This is a genomic window from Pseudoalteromonas sp. MMG033 (assembly GCF_057197785.1).
The window spans coordinates 4,094,377-4,114,680 of the sequence record NZ_CM170070.1 but is presented as its reverse complement, the minus strand read 5'-3'; the positions used below and the strand labels follow the sequence as shown (position 1 = coordinate 4,114,680).

Sequence of the window (20,304 nt, the reverse complement as noted above, 5' to 3'; positions counted from 1 at the left end):
TATGTTGAGTAATACCTGTTTTCTCAGGCTCAATAACCAATTTAATACGCTTAAAAGGAATGAATGTATGCAGATTAGCGTTATTACAGATGAAAACCTTATTAAATCATATATCAGTAAACTCTATTCAGAGTTATTTGGTGAGGCAAAAGTCCCGACATCCGCTGAGTTTGATAGCATATTTGAAGCCTTACCTGCGCATGGGCACACTGCATATGAGGTAAAAATAGATGATCAAGCTATGGCATTTTTTACCTTATCGGAGTCTTTTTCATTTTTTGCCAGTGGCCGTTATGGGATCATCAATGAGCTTTGGGTCAGCCCAGATCACCGTGCAAATGGGGTAGGGTCTAAAGTGATTGATGAAATAATCACTCTTGCAAAGGAGCATAACTGGTCGAGAGTCGACGTATCAGCGCCGCCAAATGCGCAATGGGACGGGACATTTGCGTTTTATCAAAAGTGTGGTTTTGAATTTACTGGTAGAAAGCTAAAGCGCTACGTGTAGTGTGTGGTTTGATCAGGCTGCCTTTACTTTATGGTTATTTATAAATAACTTAGAAAGTGATAAATACAATTAGGTACACTTGTGTAGAGGTAAAGGACTATGTATAGAGAAGCAACATTAAAAGACAGTGCAAATATCGCCGCATTGTCGGCGCAGGTTTGGCTTCACAATTATGCCCTTGATGGAGTAAACGATGCAATTTCAGCGTATGTTTTGAGTGAGTTTACCGCTGAAAATATCGCAAATAAAATCAAGGATAATAGTTATCAATATATTCTTTGTGAAAACGCGAGCAATCTTACAGGGCTAGTATCTTTGGATTATTCGGCCACTTGCCCAATTACATCAACACCCAGTCCTGAATTAGATAGACTGTATATTCAAGAGCCGTTTACAGGCAAAGGCTTAGGCAGAAAATTGCTTAATGCTGCCATTAATACTTGCAAAAACGCTGGACACACTAAGCTTTGGTTAACTGTTTTTCACAAAAACGAGCGCGCCTTGGCTTTTTATAAACGTCATAATTTTAAAATCATTGGCGAGACGTATTTTGTGTTAAACAATGAGCGACACCTCAATTACGTATTGAGCATAGAGACGTTTTAAACATCGCTAGCAACACAGGTTAGACTGCGCTTTATAAAGGAAAAGTATGAAATCAAAGGATATACGTCCATTTATTCCGGTAAAAGAGTTAGCTGTGTCGAAAGCCTTTTATGAGGCGTTAGGTTTTATCAGTGACGATGCCAATGAAGACATGAGTGTGATTAGCAATGGCACATGTACGTTCTTTTTGTATCAAGCTGCTGAAATAAATTTTGACGCGGGTTTGATGTTTCAACTCAGTGTGCCTGATATTCAAGCCGCTCTGAATTACATCCAAAAAGTAAAAAACATAGATATAAGGTATGAACCTATCAAAGAAGAGAGATGGGGTAAAATCATCTACCTTTGGGGGCCATCAGGTGAAATGTGGCATATTACTGAGCTGAATAGGTAATTTATCTGGTGTGCTAAACAGCGTTTTTCATCACGTAGTTAAATAAATCATTATGCTGTATATTTATACAGTTACATGTATAATCATATGAGTTTTACCTAGGAGTGATTATGAATTATACAATTGAAGAACATGTACCTACGCCCCAAGAATACTGTGATATGCGCGTGACGGCTGGCTTGTCAGCGAAAACTTTAAAAGCAGCTGAAATTGGCTTGCCGAATACGTTATATGGTGTGTCTATTCGCCACGATGGTGAGCTCATCGGTATGGGCCGAGTTGTGGGCGATGGCGCATGTAATTTTGAAATTGTAGATGTTGCAGTTGACCCACAATATCAAGGGCAAGGCTTAGGCCGAGAAGTGATGGAATATATTGATAGATACCTAACATGGGTTGCACTTGAAGGCTCGTATGTATCCATGATCGCTGATGAACCAAAATTTTATGAAAAACTAGGCTACCGCTTGGTGGCACCAAAAAGCCAAGGTATGACCAAAAAGTTTTATCAAGCGAAATGATTTGTGGGGAGTATGTGCTTCCCTTTGAATATTTGCCTTCTTTGTATTAAAAACTGAGGTGTATTTTTGCGATTTTCATTCCATGATTAAAGAAGGAGTATTCCAATACTCCACCCAATTTATTGTCATAGCAGCCTTGTTATTGCACTTTGATGGTTTAATCTATATTGCATTAAGTAATATTTAAGTTATGCAATTATAAAAATGATACGGAAAATATTCACTGACAACGACATAGATGCGCTTTTAAATAAAGCGTGTACTGGTAAATATGAGCTTAAAGATAGATATCTAATTAGTCAGCTTGCATATGTTCCGCTGTCGATCACAGAGCATAATTTACTGCGGCTGCATCAATTGATGAACGATAAGGGTGATGTATATCGCAAATGGGTTTTACCTGCGGCCTACAGTCGAAACAAAAAAGAACGCATTATTGAAGTGCCTGACACATTTTGCCAAGCGCTTGAGCAGTATCTAAGTTGGTACGAACTGCAAAAACTGCCAGAAAATTACAGGCACAATTTGAATACTTATAGAGGTTTTAGCGAGTATGCGCCAGCTTTACTTAATGATCGTCTTAATGAGTTCGCAATGAGCGAGCGACCCGTTAAAAGTGGTGTAAACAAACAACCTACAAACCTAAGAAGCAAAATAAATACGCTACTAAAAAAAGCGGGTCTTCATTGGGCCACTGCAAAAACATTTGAAGATTCGTTAATCATTCATTTGGCTAAAAATGTTGATCATGGTGTTGTTGCTGATTTATTTGGTTACGCATCGAGACAAGTGGTAACAGACAAGTATAACGGTAATTTATTGCATATATCAGATGCGATAAATAGCGTTTACTCAAGAATTAAAGTAACAGGGCATTAAATTAATTGGAGCAATTTAACAATGAAAAAGAAAAAATTAAGCTTGCGTAAATTAAAGGAATGGGCAACATCGGCAGTAGTCGGCACTGTTATCTCTTTGTCTTATGTAAGTAAGATAGATGAACATTTTGAGTACTCCTTTAGCTCGCCTACCGCATTAATTAAGTCAATTCAGAGTGATCATGGAGATTTATTTAAAAGCGGAAAATACACTCTCACTCTTAGTGATGAAATGGTCGAACAAGATGATGAAGACTTCTCAAAAGTTAGTTATGCATACGCGCTAAGCGTGACTATAGATAAAGAGTCTAGAGGTGCCGTTCATACATTCGGCGCACATGAAAAGCTAATGGAAAGCATTTCTGAATTTGAATTTGTAGTGCAAAAGCCTTCTAACAAGGGGGTTACATCTATATGGATTGAGATGCCAGAATCAAAGGAGGATTTGGCTAATCTTGCTCATATACTTAATAACTTTTCGTCAAGTTACGCTTTCCCTGACGGATCAGGGACTTTTAACGAGGCTAATATGCGTGCAGGAAAAGGGCCATTTCATATAAGTCAGGTTGATAACACGATAAGCTAAGTTAGAATAAACGTAAGGAAATCATATGGCTTCGATTAAGAGATTTTGTTCAATACTGAGAAAGCGTTCTGCAGAGCATAAAGAAGCGATTAATAAAGTGCAGGGTCTGCACGGCATAGTGGTTTCAATCCTACGACAAGAACTAGACTCAATGGTCCGAGCTATTTATTTGCTTAATATTTCCGAGCAGGATGAGTTGGAAAGGCTTGTAAAGCAAACCCTTGATGGGGAGGTTTGGACAGTATTAACGGCAAAAGGGAAAGTAGCAAAGGTGACTGACAGAGATATGGTTGAATTATCAAATGAGCTGAATGGATGGACGCGCTCAGTTTACAAATTTGGATGTTCTTTTATACATTTATCAAATTACCATGACTACAGCAGTGAAAACCCTTTTGATCAATTAACTGAAGATGATCAAGCCAGTATTTTAGAGCATATGCGAAAATATCACGGTGGACCAATGAGTGATTCACCAGGCTTTACAGAGCTAGCTTATTACTTTCCCAGAGTGTTTAAGAAGATTGCTGGTAATCTGGAATGTTGTATTAAAGAGTTAGAGTCAAAAGGATTGCAGAGCTAAAGTGCGATATTGGAAACAATTGATAATGAAAGCATCCGTTTTCGGTTAAATAACGCCCTACGGCGGCCAGGTGTACTGGAATCGAAATTCACAAAAGTGACAACTGTTCCGTTTATTAAACTCAACCTTTTAACGTGATGGAGTAGAATAATGCAAACGGCCGACAATCTAAGAAAAAACGCTGAAGAAAAGATAAGGAGTAAGATTAACACCGGTAAAGACGACACTAATATTAATGCACATAATTCTGATTTTGGTCCTCTGGCATTCCATAGGATGCCGATGATTGGTCCGGTTAATTTTTTCAATCCAACAAAACATCAAACACGAGGCATTGCTAGTGGTACTTGGGCGAGCAATTATTATTTATATGGAGAGGGTATTAAAACGGGGGGCGATGCTAACGGATATAAAGAATTACATCAACAAATGAAAAATGATTATCGGGTAGCTGTAGAGCGATGCCACCTATGGGCTAATGCTGCTGGCGGGCCAGGGGAATCCAAAAACTGGGTACCAATGACCCGGGATGCTAACATGACACAGAGAACTGAATATGAAGATGATTACGTCAAAGCGCTGAAAGAGGGCGCAAAGGCTACAAAAACGGTCAAAGATTTAAAAACAATTAATACTGGTACAGACGTTGGCAATTATCAAATAGCAAAGTACACACACAACCCCAAGCCAGAAAAAGGAGAATTTGATGGAGAAGTTGAATGGGAAACCGGTAAATTTCGATGGAAAACTAACGAGTTTGGGCAAGGTGCACTTTATCTGAATGACACACATACAAAATCAGGGACAGTGAATTCTGAAATTACTTTAAGAGAGATAAAAGATAACACCATAAATTCAGTAACAACCGAAAAACAAGTGTTGGAAAATAAGTTAAACAAAGCGGATGCTTATGGAAAGGAGTTAGAAGATGTCATTAAAGGGCTCTATAACTTAACGCTTGATCCTGACGAGTCCATCCAGGAAGAAAATATAACTGGACAAGAAATGGTGGAAGCCATTGTGAAAAAATTACAAAATGGATAGGCAACAGAAACCACGGAAAAGAATATTGGAAATCGGAAAAAAAAATATGAACGGAGCAATAATGGCTAAATTGTTACAAGGTGAAGCTCTGGAGAAACGAGCTGAAGAACTTGGGATCGACATCCAAGGTGGGCCGATTACACAAAGCGCGTCAGGACGTCATCGAAGAGCTGATGATTCTGAGCTTCAAAAGCGTGTGCTAGATGCAGAGCGGAGTGTTAGAGAGTCGAAGCTCTGGATAGTGGCGCTAACATCTTCGATTGCCTCCGTAGTTAGTGCAGTAACAGCAATCGTGGCTGTTGTAATATCTAAGTAAGATGTTGAAATACGTACTTAAATAAGGAAGGTTAAATGATGGATAAAGAAACAATTTCACTAATATTCGCTTGTATTTCTGCAATCGGTGCGGCTTTTTCAGCTTTTTATGCAAAAAAAGTCAAAGATATACAAAAGAGTGCTACTTTCATGCAAAACAGATTGGATGTTGCTAACGCGCTGCATCAATTGTTAATTTCCCTTCGTCAGGAACATGATGGGTTTAAATTATCTGAAAATATAACAATCCAAAGAACGTTACTTAATTCTAAGTTTTTTGTAGATAAAGATAAGCATGCGGAATTTAAGTCAATAATTTTTAAACTTAAAGAACTAGAAAGTGAAAGAGATCCCCAAAATAAGTTGACTTTGGCGGGAGAAGTCATCGAATTGGTTGAAAAGACAATACCAAAAGACAGGTTAGATAGCTAATAAAGCATAGAATATACGTTTTCAAATATTGGAATAAGGGTGGTGAATATGGATCTTAGTTTAGCTGATTATCTTTATGACAAATGTGAAAACTCTGATTTCCTAACTGCGTACTTAACAGGCCACTTGGTAATAGAGTCTTTACTGAAAAGGAAAGTATCAAAGGTGCATAGTGGTGTAGGCGAATTCTCTGACAATATGATGTTTTCTAGTTTGATTGAATTGTGCTTCAAAATGGAGATTATTACTCAAGCTCAGCTGTCCGTTCTAAAAGCAATCAACAAAATGAGAAATAAGCTTGCCCATAACCTGCGTTACGAGCCAGAAGTGCATGAATTAAAAGATATCTATATCAAGGCCAAAAATGCGTTTAGCGATATGACTGATGGCTTAGAACAAGGTATTGACACGTTAAGTGATCCCAAATGGAAACATGAACCAGGTGACTACACTTTAGCGGATCTGTTTATTCAGATAGCTTATGATTTTGACCTATTTGACGAAGAAACCCGCCTAAGCTGTTGAATTAGCTATATTGGAAAACGTAACTCCTATTAATTAGAAAGACATTTCAGAAAATCTTTACAAGGACTTCAATAGAACGCTATGGACCAAGAAGAGTTAGGAGTAGAAGAGCAAGATACCAAAGATAATGGAACTTACTTCTTATGCCCAATTGAGAAAGTGATACCTGCTTTAGTCGAAAGCAAACTAATTTTGGCAGAACGGGGTATAAATACTAGAGAGCTAGTTGACGTTTTTAAATCATCTCGTGAGTTCGTTAGATTAGTTGGGCGAGAAAATTTTGGCGCACGAACGGATAAACCTTCTCACAGAAATAATGTTTTAACTGATATTACAGAGTTTCTTGAAAAAGAGGGCTATATTGGCAAGTCTACTAGAAATTTAATGCACTTAAACCAGAAAGATAAGTTCCATAACGTGCAAATTACTAGTTTTTATTTAACTGGAAAAGGGCTTGATATTTATTTAAAAGTGCAAGCACACCAAGACGCTGAAAAGCGCCATAATGACACTCAACGGCATAATTCAATGACGAGATATATGTCGTTATTCTCATTCTTGTTAGCCGGAATTTCAGTGTTGGTAGCTATTCAAACAGTAAAAACCGCTCAAGCAAACTTAGAGCTTGCGAATAAACGCTATGAACTATCAGAAAAAAAGTTTGAGCTGACATTAAAAGAACTTCTTAAAAGCAAAAATGAAACGATTAAAACCACAGACTTAGAAACATTAAAAAGTACAGCACCCGAAGGTGAAATTTTTAATGTCAATTTAACGCAAAGCCGCTAATTCAATCGGCTTTTTTACATTGGAAAGCGTTAATCTAATCAATTGGGAAGCTCGGAGGAGTATGATGACAGGGCCAGTGATTTTTACACATGAAAACGAGCCTTATTTAGGGTTAAAGTCGTTAATGATTCTTGACACTACGATAGTGGCTTCGCTAGAGCTTAATTCGGATGTAGCTACCTATACACATCGAAACAACTTAACACGTTTGCAAAAAGCAGCTACGCAAATAATCCCTCAAGGTTTTAATTTGGTGCTCAGTATTCGGGAGCTAATTAGGCAGGGGCATTTGTTTTCAGCTGCTGTATTAGTACGCCCTCTCATTGAGAGGACAGGCATTATCTCTTACCTTGTTGAGAACCCCTCTGCTCTCAATGAATGGGAGGATGGTTGGCGTCATGGCAAGCGACCATCTCTGAAAAAAATGCTGAAGAATATGCGTGGGGAGGGAGACGAAGGGCTGCAAGATACTATAGATACCTTCAACCACCTTGTTCATGGTGATCCAATGAGTGCAGAATTTAACCTCGTTAATCTTGATAATGATGCGCTTGGCTATGGTGTTGGACGAGTAACGAACAATACTCAATTGTGTGATTTATTGTGTACATTAACATTATCATGGCTCGTTGTATTAAGCGCCATGGCTTCCAAAGCATTTCCAGAAGCGGTAAAAACAGAAAAAGCCAGCGCCAAATAGGTATGTTCGAATACGCGAATCGTCACTAATTCAAAAACAGAACTAAGGAAAGTATATGAAAACTGAAAGTCAGTATAACTTTTTTGAAATACAAGCTTACGTAAATCGATTTCGTTGTGAGAAGGCCGAAGAAGCAAAATCGTACTTGGCTATGTACAATTCTGCGAAGAGAGAAGATATGTCTAGTTATGACCCTTATGAAAAGATCCCATTTTCACATTGGACAACTCTTTGCCCTGAAATTTTAGAGCTAAAAATTTAATTATTGGGATGCGTAGAGGCCGCTCTATAGCTGCAAAATCATATTAGAATTTGCAAACACCCCAATAAATAGCTACTAGCCATGTTGAAGAAATCCGCCTAGTTTATTTAAGCGGATTTTTTTCGTTTAAAGAATCAGAATTTATAGCCCGATCTATTTTTTAAGGTCGGGCTTTTTTGTGGGTGAAATTCATGGGTTTAATATCGCAACTAAAAAATGTGATAATGAACCAGAGGCGTGAGAGAGTTGAATGTTAACCTAAGGATTTTTTGCTAAAATACCAAACTTAGTTGCATGGTTAATTAAGCTGTATGCTTGTTGGTTAAAAAAACTAGACACCAATTTCCCCTGAAAACTCGCTATTTCTAACTATATTTGTAATAAGTAACAAGCAAATAGTGAATTTAGATGAACTTCAAAAGCCTGCAAGTCAAATACTCATCATTGTTTTTTGCCATCTCTGTGTTTTTTATCGCAGTTGTATCTATCAATCTATTTCTTATATCTAAAACAGAAAAAAGCCTCAATGAAGTTGGTAACAAGTTTAACCCCGCAATATCTGCTGTTATCAATGCGGATAGAGATTTATACCAAGCGTTATCAGCAGAGCAGCACACCTTGTACAGCACCAACTTGGATAGCAGCTACAACAGCTTATATGCTGATTATCAAGAAAATGCCCAGCAAGCGCTTGATCGCATGAACAAATACCGTGAGTTAATGCAAGATTACCCCAGTGCGCTCTCACCGCTTCGGGGTTTTGATAACCAGTACAGGACTTGGCTCAGTGACTCTCAAAAGGTGTTTGATTTAATTCGCCAAGGTGATAAAAGCGCAGCCATAATCCAAAGTGAAGGGGTAGCAACACAAAGCTTTAACAGCCTTAGGGAGTATTTTAATTTGGCAGGTGAGGCCGCCGATAGGATAAGTGGCGAGGTGAGTAACCAATCTATCAGTGAAGTAAACAGCACTTTGACCGTGATTTGGGTGATCAGTGTCATAGTCGTTGCGATTATTATTGCCATTGGGGTGATAGCGCCTAAAAAAATGGCTAATGCGCTCAATGATTTGGCAAAGCAGCTAAAAGAGATGAGTCATGGTGACGGGGACTTAACCAAGCGCATTAACTCAGACCGCGATGATGAATTAGGCGATGTGGCTAATGAATTTGATAAGTTTGTTGCAGGTCTATCAGAGCTAATACGCACCATTGTTGATGAGTCTATGTCAGTTGTTAAAGGGGTGGAGTCTCTGGAGCGGGGTTCTAAAGATATTCACGATACGTGCTCTAATCAACTACAAGCCATTGAAGTGATTGTTACTGCTGTGAATGAAATGTCTTATGCAATTAAAGAGGTGGCAAAAAATGCCAGCCTGACTGCGCAAGATTTATCACATGTGAATGAGCTAACAGACGAAGGAACAAGCGTGACTAACCAGACGGTGAGTCAAATAACCCAGTTATCAGAGGTAGTTGCACATGCGTCAGACACAATCTCTAAAGTTGCCGAAGATTCAACAAATATAACGTCGGTTTTAGATGTTATACGCGGTATTGCAGAGCAAACCAATCTACTGGCGTTAAATGCGGCCATTGAGGCTGCAAGAGCGGGGGAACAGGGCCGAGGCTTTGCAGTGGTTGCTGATGAAGTACGCACGCTTGCCAGTAAAACACAGCAATCAACTGAAAATATTCAAGAAATGATCTCGAACTTACAACAGGGCGTCGAGCAGGCGGTATCGTCGATTGAAAAAGGCAATGAGTCAACGAGTTCAACGGTGGAGTGCTCTTCTCAGACTTTGGAGTCCTTGGATAAAATTGCCCAAGCATCAGCACGTGTATCGGATGTTGCAGTGCAAACAGCCACGGCAACAGAGCAGCAGAGTAAGGTAACAGAGGACATAAGTGGTAATCTGACGCAAATGTCAGAAGGCACACGCCATAACTTTGATACAGCTGTGGAAAACGAAGAGGTAGCTGATAAAACCATGGCCAGTGCTAAAAAGCTGCGCGAGGCAGTCGGCGGTTTTAAGTTGGGGTAGTGTGTTGCTTTAAACTTTTGAAGAGAGCGCATGCATAATAAATGCTTGTGCTCTCTTGCTCCATTCCTATCAAAACACTGCTCAATAACGACATTAGATTTAGCGTACTATTTATATTGAACAAAGCAGGTTTTAATCCCAGAAAAAGTAATCCCTATTTAGTTGTACCTCGTACCACCATTTATTTTTCATGATTGATCATCGAATTAAATGGAGTCGAAATAATGGTGCTAGAGAAAGCGAAAAATGTATTGGGTGGAGACCTTGAGGTATGCTGTATTGATCCGTTAACCGGATTTATGCGAGATGGGTTTTGTAATACGAATGACATGGACCATGGTACACATGTGGTGTGTGCAATCGTCACTGCAGAGTTTTTGGCATTTACCAAAGCAAGAGGCAATGATTTAAGTACGCCAGCGCCTCAGTATCAGTTTCCGGGTTTAAAGCCAGGTGACGGCTGGTGTTTATGTGCCCTTAGATGGAAAGAAGCGTATATAGCGGGGTTTGCACCACCAGTTAAGCTCAGTGCAACGCATGAAAAAGTCTTGGAGTATGTGGATTTAGACGTATTGAAAGAGTTTAGCGTTGACTAAATCCATCCACCGCAAATGATGGTTTGAACTGGTAGGTATGTACCAGTTCTTAAAACGCTTGCTATCAAGACCGAGTTTTGTCTTATATTTCTTCGCTTTATCGTCCACTGTTTGACCGCAAAAATAGCCAGTGATAGTGTCTAAAAAGCTGACAGTTTAAAAATAGGTCAGCCGCTTTTTTATTACAATAATAAGGAAATCAACAATGTATATGCGCAATTCATATAAGGCATTGTCTATTGCCATTGCAAGCACTTTGGCAATGAGTGCCATCGCAGCTGATGGCGTCACGCGCTTACCAACCGAGCTACAAGGGCTTAATTACAACAAACCCTTAGTTGAAGGCAAGTTGAGCTCGTCTATTCCCACACCCGAAAGTATATTAGGTTTCCCTGTTGGGCAACGGGCTGCAACACCGGCTCAAATTACAGAGGCTCTGGCGGCATGGCAAAAAGTCAGTGACAGAATGCAAGTCGTTGAATATGCGCAATCTCATGAAGGGCGACCTTTACATTATGTGGTTATCTCGTCAGCAAAAAACTTGGCTAACACTGATCAAATCAAGTCAGACTTAGCGCGACTTGCAAACCCGGTCAATCTATCCAGCTCTGAAGAAAAGCGTATTATTGATCGTCTACCTGCGGTATCGTGGTTGGCTTATACCATTCATGGCAATGAGGCATCGGGCAGTGACGCGGCACTTGCCGCCATATATCAACTCATTGCATCGCAAGAGCAAGATATTGAAACGTTACTAGATAAAAGCGTGATCATTATTGACCCCTTGATGAACCCAGACGGTCGTGCACGCTTTACCAAGCAGCTTCAACAGCGTCGTGGCGTTGCCCCGAATGTTGACACGCAGTCCACATTACATACAGATGCATGGGCAACTGGCAGAAGCAATCACTACTTTTTTGATTTAAACCGTGACTTTACACTGGGTGTGCACCCAGAGACGCAGGGTATTGTTCGCTCTATCAATGAATGGAATCCGCAGTTAATGATAGATGCCCATGAAATGGGATCGATGGATTCATATTTATTTGGTTTGGCAAGAGAGCCGGTAAACAAAAATCTTTCATCACATATCAGAAAATGGGGCACAGTGTTTGAACAAGACCAAGCTGATGCGCTAGATAAAGAAAACTGGCCTTATTATATGGGTGAGTGGCTAGAAAACTTATATCCAGGCTATTCGAGTTATGCTGCTTTTAGAGGCACCATTCATATTCTTTACGAGCAAGCACGGATCAAAGAAGACGGCGTGATGCAGCCTAATGGTCGTATAGTGAGTTATGCAGAAGGGGTTGATAAGCAACTGGTTAGTAGCATTGCTAACATTAAAACCTTAGCAAAACACTCCAAAGATATTTATCGAGATTTTGTCAAAGACAAGCGTCAACTCATTTCAAAAGACAGCCCGTTTGCAGATCAAACTTTTGCTATTTTACCAACTAAAAACCATCAGCGTATGGCCAAGTTTGTCAATTTAATGCAGCTGCAAGGGTTTGAACTTCACCAAAGCACTAAGCCGATTAAAGTGAGCAAGGCTAAAAACCAGCTCGGTGAGCAAGTTAAAACAGAACTGCCAGTTGGCACGCTACTGATCCGTAATCGCCAATCGCAAGGTCGGTTGGTGTCAGCCATGCTGGAGTTTGACGCAAAAATTACAGATGAGGTATTAGTTGAAGAGCGTCAGCGCTTATTGCGAAATGGTTCAAGCTTGATGTATGACGCGACAGCGTGGAATATCTCCATGATGTACGGCCTTGAAGCACTGACTGTTAAAGAAGACATTAGCGAAGATATTCGCCCTTATGAAGCCCCTGAGCAGCGCCCGCCAATCATTAAAAAAGAGAACGCTTTGGCGTACGTCATTGACGGTCAAGATGATGCATCTGTTGGCTTTGCAGCACGGCTGATGGAGCGCGGCGTGACAACACGCATTATTGATAAAGAAACTGTGCTGGATGATGTGAATATCAGCCGTGGTTCCATTATTGTTTCGCGTTATGACAATGAGTTTTTCACAGGTGATTTAGATGCGGTAGTCGAAAAAACAGCCAAAGAAATGCATGTTACTGCGCACGCAGTTGCTGGTGGGCACGGAGAAGGTGATTTACCTGATTTTGGTGGCTCTCACTTTAAAGTATTGGCGCAACCGAGAATTGCGATTTTACATGGCAGCGGCGTAAGCTCACTGGACTTTGGTGCAATTTGGCACAGCATAGACAGCAACTTAGGTATTCGCCACTCACATATTGATAGTAATCACTTTAATTGGACAGATTTAAGGCGATACAACACGCTCGTTTTACCTTCAACTTGGCGCAGTAAATTAGGAAAGAGCGAATTATCTGCTATCAACAATTGGGTTGAGTCCGGCGGCACACTCATTGCGATTGATGGCTCTGTTCCTCAGTTGACCAACCCGAAAGCAAAGTTAAGCCAAGTGCGGGAGATAAAAGACGCATTTAAAGAGATTGAGCAATACGACATCGCATTGCAAAGAGAATGGTTGGCACAGCAAGACAGCTACCCAGAAATCAGCAATATTTGGCAGCATAACGCGGTAGATACAGTCAATTATCCTTGGGATGTTAAAGCAAAGCCGCTGTCGGAAAAGCAGCTGAAAAAGCAAGATGAGTGGCTTGCTCAATTTAGAACGTCTGGCGCGATTGTCGCTGCAAGAACGGATCAAAAACATTGGCTTACTTTTGGTGCGCCGCCTGTGATCCCTGTTTTAACAGCAAGAGATCCTATCTTGATGAGTAAAGGACGCGTTGAAACCGCGGTAAGGTTTGGTAGCTATCAAGAAATGGATGCCAGTGCGTGGAAAAAACACGTCAAAGAGGCAAAAGATAAACCCGTTTCGCGTAAAGTGGGCTGGGCGACGTTACCCCAAAAGCAAGAGCTGACACTACGTATGAGTGGCTTGTTATGGCCTGAGGCCAGTAAACGCCTTGCTAACTCAGCCTATTTGACTCGTGAGCGAAAAGGCAACGGGCAAATCATTTTATTCTCTGGTCAACCGGTATTTAGGGGCTCTACACTTGCCACTAATCGATTGCTGCTGAATGCCATTGTTTATGGCTCGGGACTTGGTGCGCACACGCCAATAACTAAGCTTTAAACGTACAGACTCAACCATGAAGGTGTTTGCCCCTTCATGGTTGTTTTTTGAGTATCAGCTATGGATTGAGTAGTGTTTTGAGCGCGCTGAGTAACTTGGTGTTTTCTTCGTTATTCCCAACAGAAATACGGATGAGATCTGGCCGCTTGTATACTTGCATTTGGCGCGTGATATAGCCCATCTCCAATAACTGTTGATACGTGTTACCTGCGTTTTCGCCAAATTCGACCAATACAAAATTTGAATGGCTAGGGTAGCACTTTAACCCAAGCTGATTGAGTCCGTCAGCCAGTGATTTACGGCCTTGTTTAACGCTGTTAATCACCATGTCACTGTATGCTTTGTCCTGCAATGAGGCAATGGCGGCAGCAATGCCTAAGTTTGATACTGGGAAAGGCTGTTGTCCTCGATTTAACCAGTCTATTATTTCCGAGTTAGCAAGTGCATAACCAATACGCAGCGCTGCCAAGCTATATGCTTTGGAAAATGTCCGCGTCACAATTAGGTTTGGGTGTTCTGTAAACGTTTGGCTTTTAATGGATAAGGGGGATGCATCAGTAAACTCTTCATATGCTTGATCAAGCACAACCAAAGTATGCTTTGGGACATTGCCAAGGATGTATTCTAACTCTTTTGCATCGAGCGCACTGCCGGAAAAATTACTTGGGTTGTCAATCATCAATAAGCTGGTGTTTTCGTCGCACTGAGCTAACAAATTGTGTGCGACATGGCCTAGGTTTTCGTCAGTGTGTGCAAGTTTTACGTCAATGCCTGATTTTTGTGCAAGTAGTGGGTATGCGAAGTAGCTACATGTTGTAAAAACAGCGTTGCTGCCTTTTCTGTTAAAAGCGTGAAAAATGATATCGAGAATATTGATTGAACCACACCCAAGTATCACGTTGCTTGTAGAAAGCTGAAATTGCTCGCCAATAACCAAACGAAGCTTTTGATAATCAGGGTAGCGATTACTAGCATGCATTGCCTCAGCGACTGCTTGCATTGCCAATTCTGAAGGCGGAAATGGGGATTCATTACTGGCAAACTTGTGTACTTGTTCAAGGCCATATTGTTCTTGTATCGCTTCGGTTGTTAAGCCAGCTTTGTAGGGTTGTAATTGACTAAATTGCTCAGAAAAGAGGGTACTGATACTTTGCATAAAAATTCCTTAAGTCCTTGGCATTTGTAATGATTAAGCATATGCAGCTGCCATCATAGCGGGAATTGAAAATCTAGGGTAGCGTGTTGGGTAGGTTATTATAAATTTAATGTTGAGCGCTGTGGAGCTAGATAGAGACTAGCTCCAACCAGATTATTTTGTATGTAGTTTCTCTCATTAATTTGTTTGCTGTAGAGGCGTTTTATGCAAAGAGCGAGTACGCTTTTTAAACTTGCTTTTAGGGATGTCGCGAAGGACATAATAACAATATGTGCCAATAATCAGCGTGGCAATACTGAGCAATATCGTAATGGTTGCGATATTGGGGTCGCTCTCTAAGCCAGAGATGATTGGAATGCAGCTTAAACTCACAAAATAAGAGGTGAAAATAAGGCAGTATACAATCAAGTTATGCAGCATATGGATAAAAATAGGGGCGGCAAGTGTTCGATACTTAAACCTAATTAGGCATAAAACAATACCCAAAATGAGACTGCCAATAAAATTATTATAGATAGAAGCAAATAAGAGCGAGCTTAAAGCAATGGCCCACAGCGGGGAAAGCTTTATATACAGCCTGTCTAGCAATACACCTCGATATACGACTTCTGCAAAAATAGGTACCACGATCACTAAGCTGACGAATAGTACACACATGTAGAAAATAAAATGATCGTCTTGCGGTGAGATGTTGGTATCTACCAAATTGTCGTTAACCAACTTAAAGTCGATGTGCGAATACAATTGCAAGATGTCTGCAGTGGCAAAATGCATACAGAGTAGCCCCAAGGCGAATACTATCATATAGGCGTACTCAGTTCTTGATGCTGTACTTGAAAAGGCTATGCGCCTTTGCTTAGGTGTAAGAAAACGCATAATTAGCGTGAGTATAAGCACACACGATGTTATATCGAGAAGCACTTTGGTATGGGCATTGGGTAGGGTCAAGAATGAATCGGACGTGTTTGAATAAACTAATAACGCTAATGGCAATGACATTAGAATCATTGACAGAAAATAGTAGGCAATAAGCCGAATGAGAGAAAAATGTGTAAACATAATTATAAATTCAGGTTTTTATGTCCTTATTTGTTTTAATTTTTTTGTATTTTACCTAAAATAGAAAAATTGCCAATATGTAAATAATGGCAAAGTTAGGTTAAATCAAATGGTCGGGTGGTATGTTTCTAAGCAATAAGCATAGGTATGGTCGTCCATTCAATGCCGATTTAGCTTTTAGTCGCCAAACATCATACGCTTAAAGTTCAAAGCCAGAGGTGAGATAAAGATGCCAGATTTAGAAAACTTACTAGCAATTGCACAGCGAAAGTTCATTTTTGACCAAACGAATAGCTGGTATTCAGGTTCAAATACGTATTTATCCGCCTTACAAGATGAAGTCGCTGAAGTACTGGTAGAAATTCCAAAAGAAAGAAAATGCCATTTAGAAGATGAATTAGGCGACATTCTTTGGAACTACTTAAACATCATCCTCGCCCTCGAAAAAGAGGCTGGGATAGATATGGACTCTATAGTTAAGCGTGCCGTGAATAAATATGAGCAACGAGTATCAGCGATTGAGCAAGGGGGTAGTTGGGCAGAAGTAAAAGAAAAACAAAAACGTGCACTTGAAAAAGAACAAAGTGAATGTGTAAAGCCTCGTCTTCTTCATAAATAGTAAGGTGTGTAAATTGGAGTATAAGGAAGTTAAAAGTAGTGATGTGCCTATTGAATTGCTGCTTGAAGCCGATCCGAGCAAAGACAACATATTGTCCTATTTACAAGATGCGTGGTGTTTTGTGGCCGTCGACGCGCAACAGATTGTTGGGGCATGTGTGGTTAGTGAAGTGAATTGCAGGCACACTGAAATTTATAATATGTCAGTAGTGCTCAATCGGCAGGGCAAGGGGCTTGGAACTCAATTATTAAGATATGTGATTGCTCAATTGAAGTCTAAAAAAATTGAACGTGTTGAGCTTGGTACAGGGACTTTTGGCTATCAACTCACCTATTATCAAAGATTGGGGTTTAGAGTTGATTGTGTAGTTAAAAACCATTTTTTACAAAATTACGCTAAGCCAATTTTTGAAAACGGTATACAGCATAAAGATATGTTGAGGCTTTATCTAAACTTAACTTAAATACTCAAGTAAAAATGCTTGGAGGAAGCTCATGAAAGTACATTACTTAGAAATCGTTTCTGAAGATGTTGATTCCGTGGTGAAAGTTTACGAAACAACATACCAAAAAACCTTCTCTGATCCAGAACCGCTGCTAGGTGGTGCAAAAACTTGCCAGCTTGATGACGGCAGTTTAGTGGGGGTACGAGCGCCACTTCGAGAGACTGAGTCTCCAATAATTCGCCCGTATTGGTTGGTGGACGACATTAATGAAGCGGTGAGTAAAGTGCAGGCGTTAGGGGCAAAAATTGCAATGCCACCGATGGAAATACCTGGTAAAGGTCAGTTTGCCATATACATTTTAGGTGCAAATGAGCACGGTTTATGGCAGCTTTAGATAAGTAAGTCTTCTAATAATAACAAGAATAGAGTAACAAAATGCTGAACATCACAAGACACAATAAGCTTTTACTTGTACTGGCATCATCTGTCATATTTGCGGTATTTATCATTGTGTGGGCAAAGCAAGACAACCCCGCATTTAGGCCACTTGTTCAAGATATGCGTTTGGTTGATACGGTACTGATTGCTGATGTACTTGACCAAGAGCGAATTGCATATTATGCCGACGTTAAAAATCATATCCTGTATGTTGACCAAGCAAACACTGAGCTGGCGCGTGTCTCATTGGCTCAAGCGGGCATAGTCATTAATTATCCAAAAATCACTCAGTACAGTGACTTAGATGAAGCTTATCAAGCCTTAATAGAACAAAAAACACGTGAACAAGCCAATGTAAATATATGGGAGCAACCTTGGTTTTTGAAAGTTGTAAGGCTTGCTATGGGCGCAGTGGTGATAATTGTATTGATTTTGAGTGTTGTTAGGCCTGCGGTACGTGCAATTATATTAGAGCAGGACAAGTAGTAAGATAAGTTTACGAGATTTGCTGTGTAACTCATTTTTATTTAAAGGAATGATCATGTTTACAGAAGAAGTTAAGTCATCAATTCACCAGAGCGTATTATGTTGGTTGGCAACTGTTGACAAAGACGGGGCTCCAAGTGTGTCTCCCAAAGAAGTGTTTGTTAGCTATAAAGACAATGAACTGCTCATAGCCAATATTGCATCAGCAAATAGTGTGCGCAATATAAAACATAACGATAATGTGTGCGTAAGCTGTGTGGATGTGTTTACGCAAAAGGGCTTTCAATTCTATGGTAAAGCAAACTATGTCGCTAAATCTGACAGCCATTTTCCTGTACTCTTTAAAGAAATAATGCCTATAACAGGGGATAAATATCCGGTTGCGGGCATTATTCATATTACGGTGAATAAGGTTAAGCCCATCGTAGCACCCAGCTACAAGCTGTTTCCTAGTATTACTGAAGCCGAGCAAATTGAAAGCGCAAAAGTCACATACGGTGTCAAATAATGAGCGTGCTCATTTTATAAAAATTAATAAAATCAATGACATAAATCTTGGAGTGGTCTAGTTTGAAGCAAGTAGAGACGTTTTTGGTCAATTCATTTGTGTTAGAGGGGTCGGGTGGTAATCCCGCTGGCGTGGTATTGAATGCTGAGCATTTATCAGGTGCAGAAAAATTACAGATAGCCCAAGTTGTTGGCTTTTCAGAAACAGCTTTTGTTACCCGCGATAAAGAGGTGGATTTTGAACTGACGTTTTACACAACAACCGAAGAAGTCGATTTTTGCGGGCATGCGACATTGGCTGCATTTTCAGTGATGTTTGAGCAGGGCATGATTAGCGCTGGAAAATACGTACAAAGAACCAAGGCCGGTATACTCGAAGTGCATATTGCACCTAATGGACAAGTCGTCATGCAGCAGCGATTACCTGACTTTTTAGGCAGCTTTTCATACCAAGTAATTTCGCCCTTAATCGGTTTGGATGATGACGTGTTGGCATCTACAGACTTGCCCATCGAAGTTGTCACGACAGGGCTTGCAGATATGATAGTACCAGTACCAAGTGGTTATCTAGATAAAGTGAAGCTCAACGAAGATTTGATGAGTGAATTTTGCAAAAAACATAACTTGGTTGGCGCGCATGTATTTGAATTGAATGATTCAAGGTCTAATTACACTGCCAGTTGCAGAAATTTCGCGCCACTTTTTGGTATCCCTGAGGAGTCTGCAACAGGCAGCGCCAGTGGTGCCCTTGCGTGTTATTTAACTAAGCACATTAACTCTGACTCAAACACAACAATTGACTATCTATTTGAGCAAGGCCGTGCCATGGAATGCGCGTCTGAAATTTCAGCGACTATCAAATTAGACAACGGGCAGGTGAGTGAGGTCAAGGTCGGTGGCTATGCCAAGGTGTTTGATAATCAGGAAGTCGCATTAGAAACGCAGTTTAGTCCCTAGCTCGGTTCTTAATGCTTGCTTGTTTTCTGCATTATCCTTTTATCAGAACGATTTAATCGGTGCTCAATATGTTTGATATCATCGCTGTCTGTATTTTAGTGATACTCGCGGCTGTTATTGCTTTGAACTATTATTTTTGTAAGGTTTTTTATCGAGCTTGGTTAGAGCAGGAAAAAGCAAACTGGATTTCTTGGGGAAAGCCATCTTTTCAAGCGTTTTATGAGGCTCAACTTGACGATTTTTACCCAATGATTTTCGGTAAAGAGTGCGTCAAGCTAAAGAATAAGGCGTTAATTAAGGCAAGCTCAGATATTAAGTTCTCATGGTATGCAGCTTTGATTTTAATCGTTACAGGCTGTGGACTTGTTGGTTTTGAAGCTAATTTAACTGCTCGTCGGGCGATTGATTAAATAAAGTCACCCCAGACCTAAATCTGTATAAAATTGTGATATTTCGATAATCGCTAACCTCATTTTTTACTCTCGACACTAATCAATCACCTCAATAGAAACTCCAAATCTGTAAATGCGAATTGAACTTTGGAACCTTATGTCTATGTTGCTTTCCATTTATCCATAACGATAAACCTAGGCTTCCATCTGTATTCTAGCCATTTGCTAAATTACTTGTCATTTCAAGGTATTTCCTTCGATTTATTCGATGACTTTAGATTACCGTCGACTGGCAGGTGCGTTCTTTTCACTGAGTAACCATGAGTT

26 protein-coding genes are annotated in these 20,304 nt (G+C 40.2%); 24 read left to right on the top strand and 2 right to left on the bottom strand.

Going from position 1 to position 20,304, the window contains the following annotated elements; all coding sequences use genetic code 11:
- Positions 1 to 67: 67 nt before the first annotated feature.
- The 17 genes from AC2CZC_RS17910 to AC2CZC_RS17830 all read left to right on the top strand — a co-directional run bounded on the left by AC2CZC_RS17910 (position 68) and on the right by AC2CZC_RS17830 (position 13,918).
- Positions 68 to 508, top strand: coding sequence for a GNAT family N-acetyltransferase (locus AC2CZC_RS17910; RefSeq protein WP_484582842.1), 441 nt, complete (start codon positions 68 to 70; stop codon positions 506 to 508).
- A 99-nt stretch (positions 509 to 607) separates the two neighbouring features.
- Positions 608 to 1,114 carry a GNAT family N-acetyltransferase gene (locus AC2CZC_RS17905; protein WP_484582841.1) on the top strand — a complete coding sequence of 169 codons (507 nt, stop codon included), beginning with the start codon at positions 608 to 610 and terminating at the stop codon, positions 1,112 to 1,114.
- 46 nt (positions 1,115 to 1,160) lie between these two features.
- Positions 1,161 to 1,508: a VOC family protein gene (locus tag AC2CZC_RS17900; protein ID WP_484582840.1), complete on the top strand. Its 348-nt coding sequence runs from the start codon at positions 1,161 to 1,163 to the stop codon at positions 1,506 to 1,508.
- A gap of 110 nt (positions 1,509 to 1,618) precedes the next feature.
- A complete protein-coding gene (locus AC2CZC_RS17895; RefSeq protein WP_484582839.1) occupies positions 1,619 to 2,029 on the top strand; it encodes a GNAT family N-acetyltransferase in 411 nt (136 codons plus the stop codon).
- Between the two features lie 204 nt (positions 2,030 to 2,233).
- Positions 2,234 to 2,908, top strand: coding sequence for a hypothetical protein (locus AC2CZC_RS17890; RefSeq protein WP_484582838.1), 675 nt, complete (start codon positions 2,234 to 2,236; stop codon positions 2,906 to 2,908).
- Between the two features lie 21 nt (positions 2,909 to 2,929).
- Positions 2,930 to 3,493: a hypothetical protein gene (locus AC2CZC_RS17885; protein ID WP_484582837.1), complete on the top strand. Its 564-nt coding sequence runs from the start codon at positions 2,930 to 2,932 to the stop codon at positions 3,491 to 3,493.
- A gap of 25 nt (positions 3,494 to 3,518) precedes the next feature.
- Positions 3,519 to 4,076, top strand: coding sequence for a hypothetical protein (locus tag AC2CZC_RS17880; RefSeq protein ID WP_484582836.1), 558 nt, complete (start codon positions 3,519 to 3,521; stop codon positions 4,074 to 4,076).
- A gap of 150 nt (positions 4,077 to 4,226) precedes the next feature.
- A complete protein-coding gene (locus AC2CZC_RS17875) occupies positions 4,227 to 5,120 on the top strand; it encodes a DNA/RNA non-specific endonuclease (protein WP_484582835.1) in 894 nt (297 codons plus the stop codon).
- Between the two features lie 61 nt (positions 5,121 to 5,181).
- Positions 5,182 to 5,436: a hypothetical protein gene (locus AC2CZC_RS17870; RefSeq protein WP_484582834.1), complete on the top strand. Its 255-nt coding sequence runs from the start codon at positions 5,182 to 5,184 to the stop codon at positions 5,434 to 5,436.
- A 35-nt stretch (positions 5,437 to 5,471) separates the two neighbouring features.
- Complete coding sequence (locus tag AC2CZC_RS17865) at positions 5,472 to 5,867, top strand: hypothetical protein (protein WP_484582833.1); 396 nt, start codon at positions 5,472 to 5,474, stop codon at positions 5,865 to 5,867.
- A 48-nt stretch (positions 5,868 to 5,915) separates the two neighbouring features.
- Positions 5,916 to 6,392 carry a hypothetical protein gene (locus AC2CZC_RS17860; RefSeq protein ID WP_484582832.1) on the top strand — a complete coding sequence of 159 codons (477 nt, stop codon included), beginning with the start codon at positions 5,916 to 5,918 and terminating at the stop codon, positions 6,390 to 6,392.
- A gap of 81 nt (positions 6,393 to 6,473) precedes the next feature.
- Positions 6,474 to 7,181, top strand: coding sequence for a hypothetical protein (locus tag AC2CZC_RS17855; protein WP_484582831.1), 708 nt, complete (start codon positions 6,474 to 6,476; stop codon positions 7,179 to 7,181).
- A 61-nt stretch (positions 7,182 to 7,242) separates the two neighbouring features.
- Entirely contained in the window at positions 7,243 to 7,881 is a 639-nt protein-coding gene (locus AC2CZC_RS17850; protein WP_484582830.1) for a hypothetical protein, read from the top strand.
- 55 nt (positions 7,882 to 7,936) lie between these two features.
- Positions 7,937 to 8,143, top strand: coding sequence for a hypothetical protein (locus tag AC2CZC_RS17845; protein ID WP_484582829.1), 207 nt, complete (start codon positions 7,937 to 7,939; stop codon positions 8,141 to 8,143).
- Positions 8,144 to 8,551: 408 nt separating this feature from the next.
- Positions 8,552 to 10,186 (top strand): methyl-accepting chemotaxis protein, encoded by a 1,635-nt coding sequence (locus AC2CZC_RS17840; RefSeq protein ID WP_063362291.1) that lies wholly within the window; start codon positions 8,552 to 8,554, stop codon positions 10,184 to 10,186.
- A 224-nt stretch (positions 10,187 to 10,410) separates the two neighbouring features.
- A complete protein-coding gene (locus tag AC2CZC_RS17835; RefSeq protein ID WP_063362290.1) occupies positions 10,411 to 10,782 on the top strand; it encodes a DUF2237 family protein in 372 nt (123 codons plus the stop codon).
- Between the two features lie 205 nt (positions 10,783 to 10,987).
- Positions 10,988 to 13,918: a M14 family metallopeptidase gene (locus tag AC2CZC_RS17830; protein ID WP_063362289.1), complete on the top strand. Its 2,931-nt coding sequence runs from the start codon at positions 10,988 to 10,990 to the stop codon at positions 13,916 to 13,918.
- Positions 13,919 to 13,976: 58 nt separating this feature from the next.
- Here AC2CZC_RS17830 and hisC read toward each other — a convergent pair whose 3' ends face one another.
- Positions 13,977 to 15,074, bottom strand: a complete 1,098-nt coding sequence (gene hisC / locus AC2CZC_RS17825; protein ID WP_063362288.1) for a histidinol-phosphate transaminase — start codon at positions 15,072 to 15,074, stop codon at positions 13,977 to 13,979.
- A 177-nt stretch (positions 15,075 to 15,251) separates the two neighbouring features.
- Entirely contained in the window at positions 15,252 to 15,878 is a 627-nt protein-coding gene (locus tag AC2CZC_RS17820) for a CPBP family intramembrane glutamic endopeptidase (protein ID WP_196760877.1), read from the bottom strand.
- A gap of 484 nt (positions 15,879 to 16,362) precedes the next feature.
- On the opposite strand from AC2CZC_RS17820, the gene AC2CZC_RS17815 reads away from it, so the two are divergent.
- From AC2CZC_RS17815 to AC2CZC_RS17785, 7 genes are all read left to right on the top strand, one after another.
- On the top strand, positions 16,363 to 16,752 hold the full coding sequence (locus AC2CZC_RS17815) for a MazG nucleotide pyrophosphohydrolase domain-containing protein (protein ID WP_063362286.1): 390 nt from the start codon (positions 16,363 to 16,365) through the stop codon (positions 16,750 to 16,752).
- A 13-nt stretch (positions 16,753 to 16,765) separates the two neighbouring features.
- The gene (locus tag AC2CZC_RS17810) at positions 16,766 to 17,215 is read left to right on the top strand and encodes a GNAT family N-acetyltransferase (RefSeq protein ID WP_063362285.1); all 450 of its coding nucleotides are present in this window, start codon (positions 16,766 to 16,768) and stop codon (positions 17,213 to 17,215) included.
- A gap of 31 nt (positions 17,216 to 17,246) precedes the next feature.
- Positions 17,247 to 17,591, top strand: a complete 345-nt coding sequence (locus tag AC2CZC_RS17805; RefSeq protein WP_063362284.1) for a VOC family protein — start codon at positions 17,247 to 17,249, stop codon at positions 17,589 to 17,591.
- Positions 17,592 to 17,632: 41 nt separating this feature from the next.
- Positions 17,633 to 18,121 (top strand): hypothetical protein, encoded by a 489-nt coding sequence (locus AC2CZC_RS17800; protein ID WP_063362283.1) that lies wholly within the window; start codon positions 17,633 to 17,635, stop codon positions 18,119 to 18,121.
- A gap of 55 nt (positions 18,122 to 18,176) precedes the next feature.
- Positions 18,177 to 18,629 (top strand): pyridoxamine 5'-phosphate oxidase family protein, encoded by a 453-nt coding sequence (locus tag AC2CZC_RS17795; RefSeq protein WP_063362282.1) that lies wholly within the window; start codon positions 18,177 to 18,179, stop codon positions 18,627 to 18,629.
- Between the two features lie 62 nt (positions 18,630 to 18,691).
- Positions 18,692 to 19,585, top strand: a complete 894-nt coding sequence (locus tag AC2CZC_RS17790) for a PhzF family phenazine biosynthesis protein (protein ID WP_063362281.1) — start codon at positions 18,692 to 18,694, stop codon at positions 19,583 to 19,585.
- Positions 19,586 to 19,653: 68 nt separating this feature from the next.
- On the top strand, positions 19,654 to 19,995 hold the full coding sequence (locus AC2CZC_RS17785; protein WP_063362280.1) for a hypothetical protein: 342 nt from the start codon (positions 19,654 to 19,656) through the stop codon (positions 19,993 to 19,995).
- Positions 19,996 to 20,304 lie beyond the last annotated feature (309 nt).

What these genes read in the sequence shown, in the direction of transcription:
- hisC (WP_063362288.1), bottom strand. Translation starts at nt 15,074, where the DNA reads ATGCAAAGTATCAGTACCCTCTTTTCTGAGCAATTTAGTCAATTACAA.
- AC2CZC_RS17820 (WP_196760877.1), bottom strand. Translation starts at nt 15,878, where the DNA reads ATGATAGTATTCGCCTTGGGGCTACTCTGTATGCATTTTGCCACTGCA.
- AC2CZC_RS17855 (WP_484582831.1), top strand. Translation starts at nt 6,474, where the DNA reads ATGGACCAAGAAGAGTTAGGAGTAGAAGAGCAAGATACCAAAGATAAT.
- AC2CZC_RS17850 (WP_484582830.1), top strand. Translation starts at nt 7,243, where the DNA reads ATGATGACAGGGCCAGTGATTTTTACACATGAAAACGAGCCTTATTTA.
- AC2CZC_RS17865 (WP_484582833.1), top strand. Translation starts at nt 5,472, where the DNA reads ATGATGGATAAAGAAACAATTTCACTAATATTCGCTTGTATTTCTGCA.
- AC2CZC_RS17870 (WP_484582834.1), top strand. Translation starts at nt 5,182, where the DNA reads ATGGCTAAATTGTTACAAGGTGAAGCTCTGGAGAAACGAGCTGAAGAA.
- AC2CZC_RS17905 (WP_484582841.1), top strand. Translation starts at nt 608, where the DNA reads ATGTATAGAGAAGCAACATTAAAAGACAGTGCAAATATCGCCGCATTG.
- AC2CZC_RS17900 (WP_484582840.1), top strand. Translation starts at nt 1,161, where the DNA reads ATGAAATCAAAGGATATACGTCCATTTATTCCGGTAAAAGAGTTAGCT.
- AC2CZC_RS17860 (WP_484582832.1), top strand. Translation starts at nt 5,916, where the DNA reads ATGGATCTTAGTTTAGCTGATTATCTTTATGACAAATGTGAAAACTCT.
- AC2CZC_RS17880 (WP_484582836.1), top strand. Translation starts at nt 3,519, where the DNA reads ATGGCTTCGATTAAGAGATTTTGTTCAATACTGAGAAAGCGTTCTGCA.
- AC2CZC_RS17795 (WP_063362282.1), top strand. Translation starts at nt 18,177, where the DNA reads ATGTTTACAGAAGAAGTTAAGTCATCAATTCACCAGAGCGTATTATGT.
- AC2CZC_RS17805 (WP_063362284.1), top strand. Translation starts at nt 17,247, where the DNA reads ATGAAAGTACATTACTTAGAAATCGTTTCTGAAGATGTTGATTCCGTG.
- AC2CZC_RS17845 (WP_484582829.1), top strand. Translation starts at nt 7,937, where the DNA reads ATGAAAACTGAAAGTCAGTATAACTTTTTTGAAATACAAGCTTACGTA.
- AC2CZC_RS17785 (WP_063362280.1), top strand. Translation starts at nt 19,654, where the DNA reads ATGTTTGATATCATCGCTGTCTGTATTTTAGTGATACTCGCGGCTGTT.
- AC2CZC_RS17815 (WP_063362286.1), top strand. Translation starts at nt 16,363, where the DNA reads ATGCCAGATTTAGAAAACTTACTAGCAATTGCACAGCGAAAGTTCATT.
- AC2CZC_RS17910 (WP_484582842.1), top strand. Translation starts at nt 68, where the DNA reads ATGCAGATTAGCGTTATTACAGATGAAAACCTTATTAAATCATATATC.
- AC2CZC_RS17895 (WP_484582839.1), top strand. Translation starts at nt 1,619, where the DNA reads ATGAATTATACAATTGAAGAACATGTACCTACGCCCCAAGAATACTGT.
- AC2CZC_RS17800 (WP_063362283.1), top strand. Translation starts at nt 17,633, where the DNA reads ATGCTGAACATCACAAGACACAATAAGCTTTTACTTGTACTGGCATCA.
- AC2CZC_RS17830 (WP_063362289.1), top strand. Translation starts at nt 10,988, where the DNA reads ATGTATATGCGCAATTCATATAAGGCATTGTCTATTGCCATTGCAAGC.
- AC2CZC_RS17875 (WP_484582835.1), top strand. Translation starts at nt 4,227, where the DNA reads ATGCAAACGGCCGACAATCTAAGAAAAAACGCTGAAGAAAAGATAAGG.
- AC2CZC_RS17840 (WP_063362291.1), top strand. Translation starts at nt 8,552, where the DNA reads ATGAACTTCAAAAGCCTGCAAGTCAAATACTCATCATTGTTTTTTGCC.
- AC2CZC_RS17890 (WP_484582838.1), top strand. Translation starts at nt 2,234, where the DNA reads ATGATACGGAAAATATTCACTGACAACGACATAGATGCGCTTTTAAAT.
- AC2CZC_RS17885 (WP_484582837.1), top strand. Translation starts at nt 2,930, where the DNA reads ATGAAAAAGAAAAAATTAAGCTTGCGTAAATTAAAGGAATGGGCAACA.
- AC2CZC_RS17835 (WP_063362290.1), top strand. Translation starts at nt 10,411, where the DNA reads ATGGTGCTAGAGAAAGCGAAAAATGTATTGGGTGGAGACCTTGAGGTA.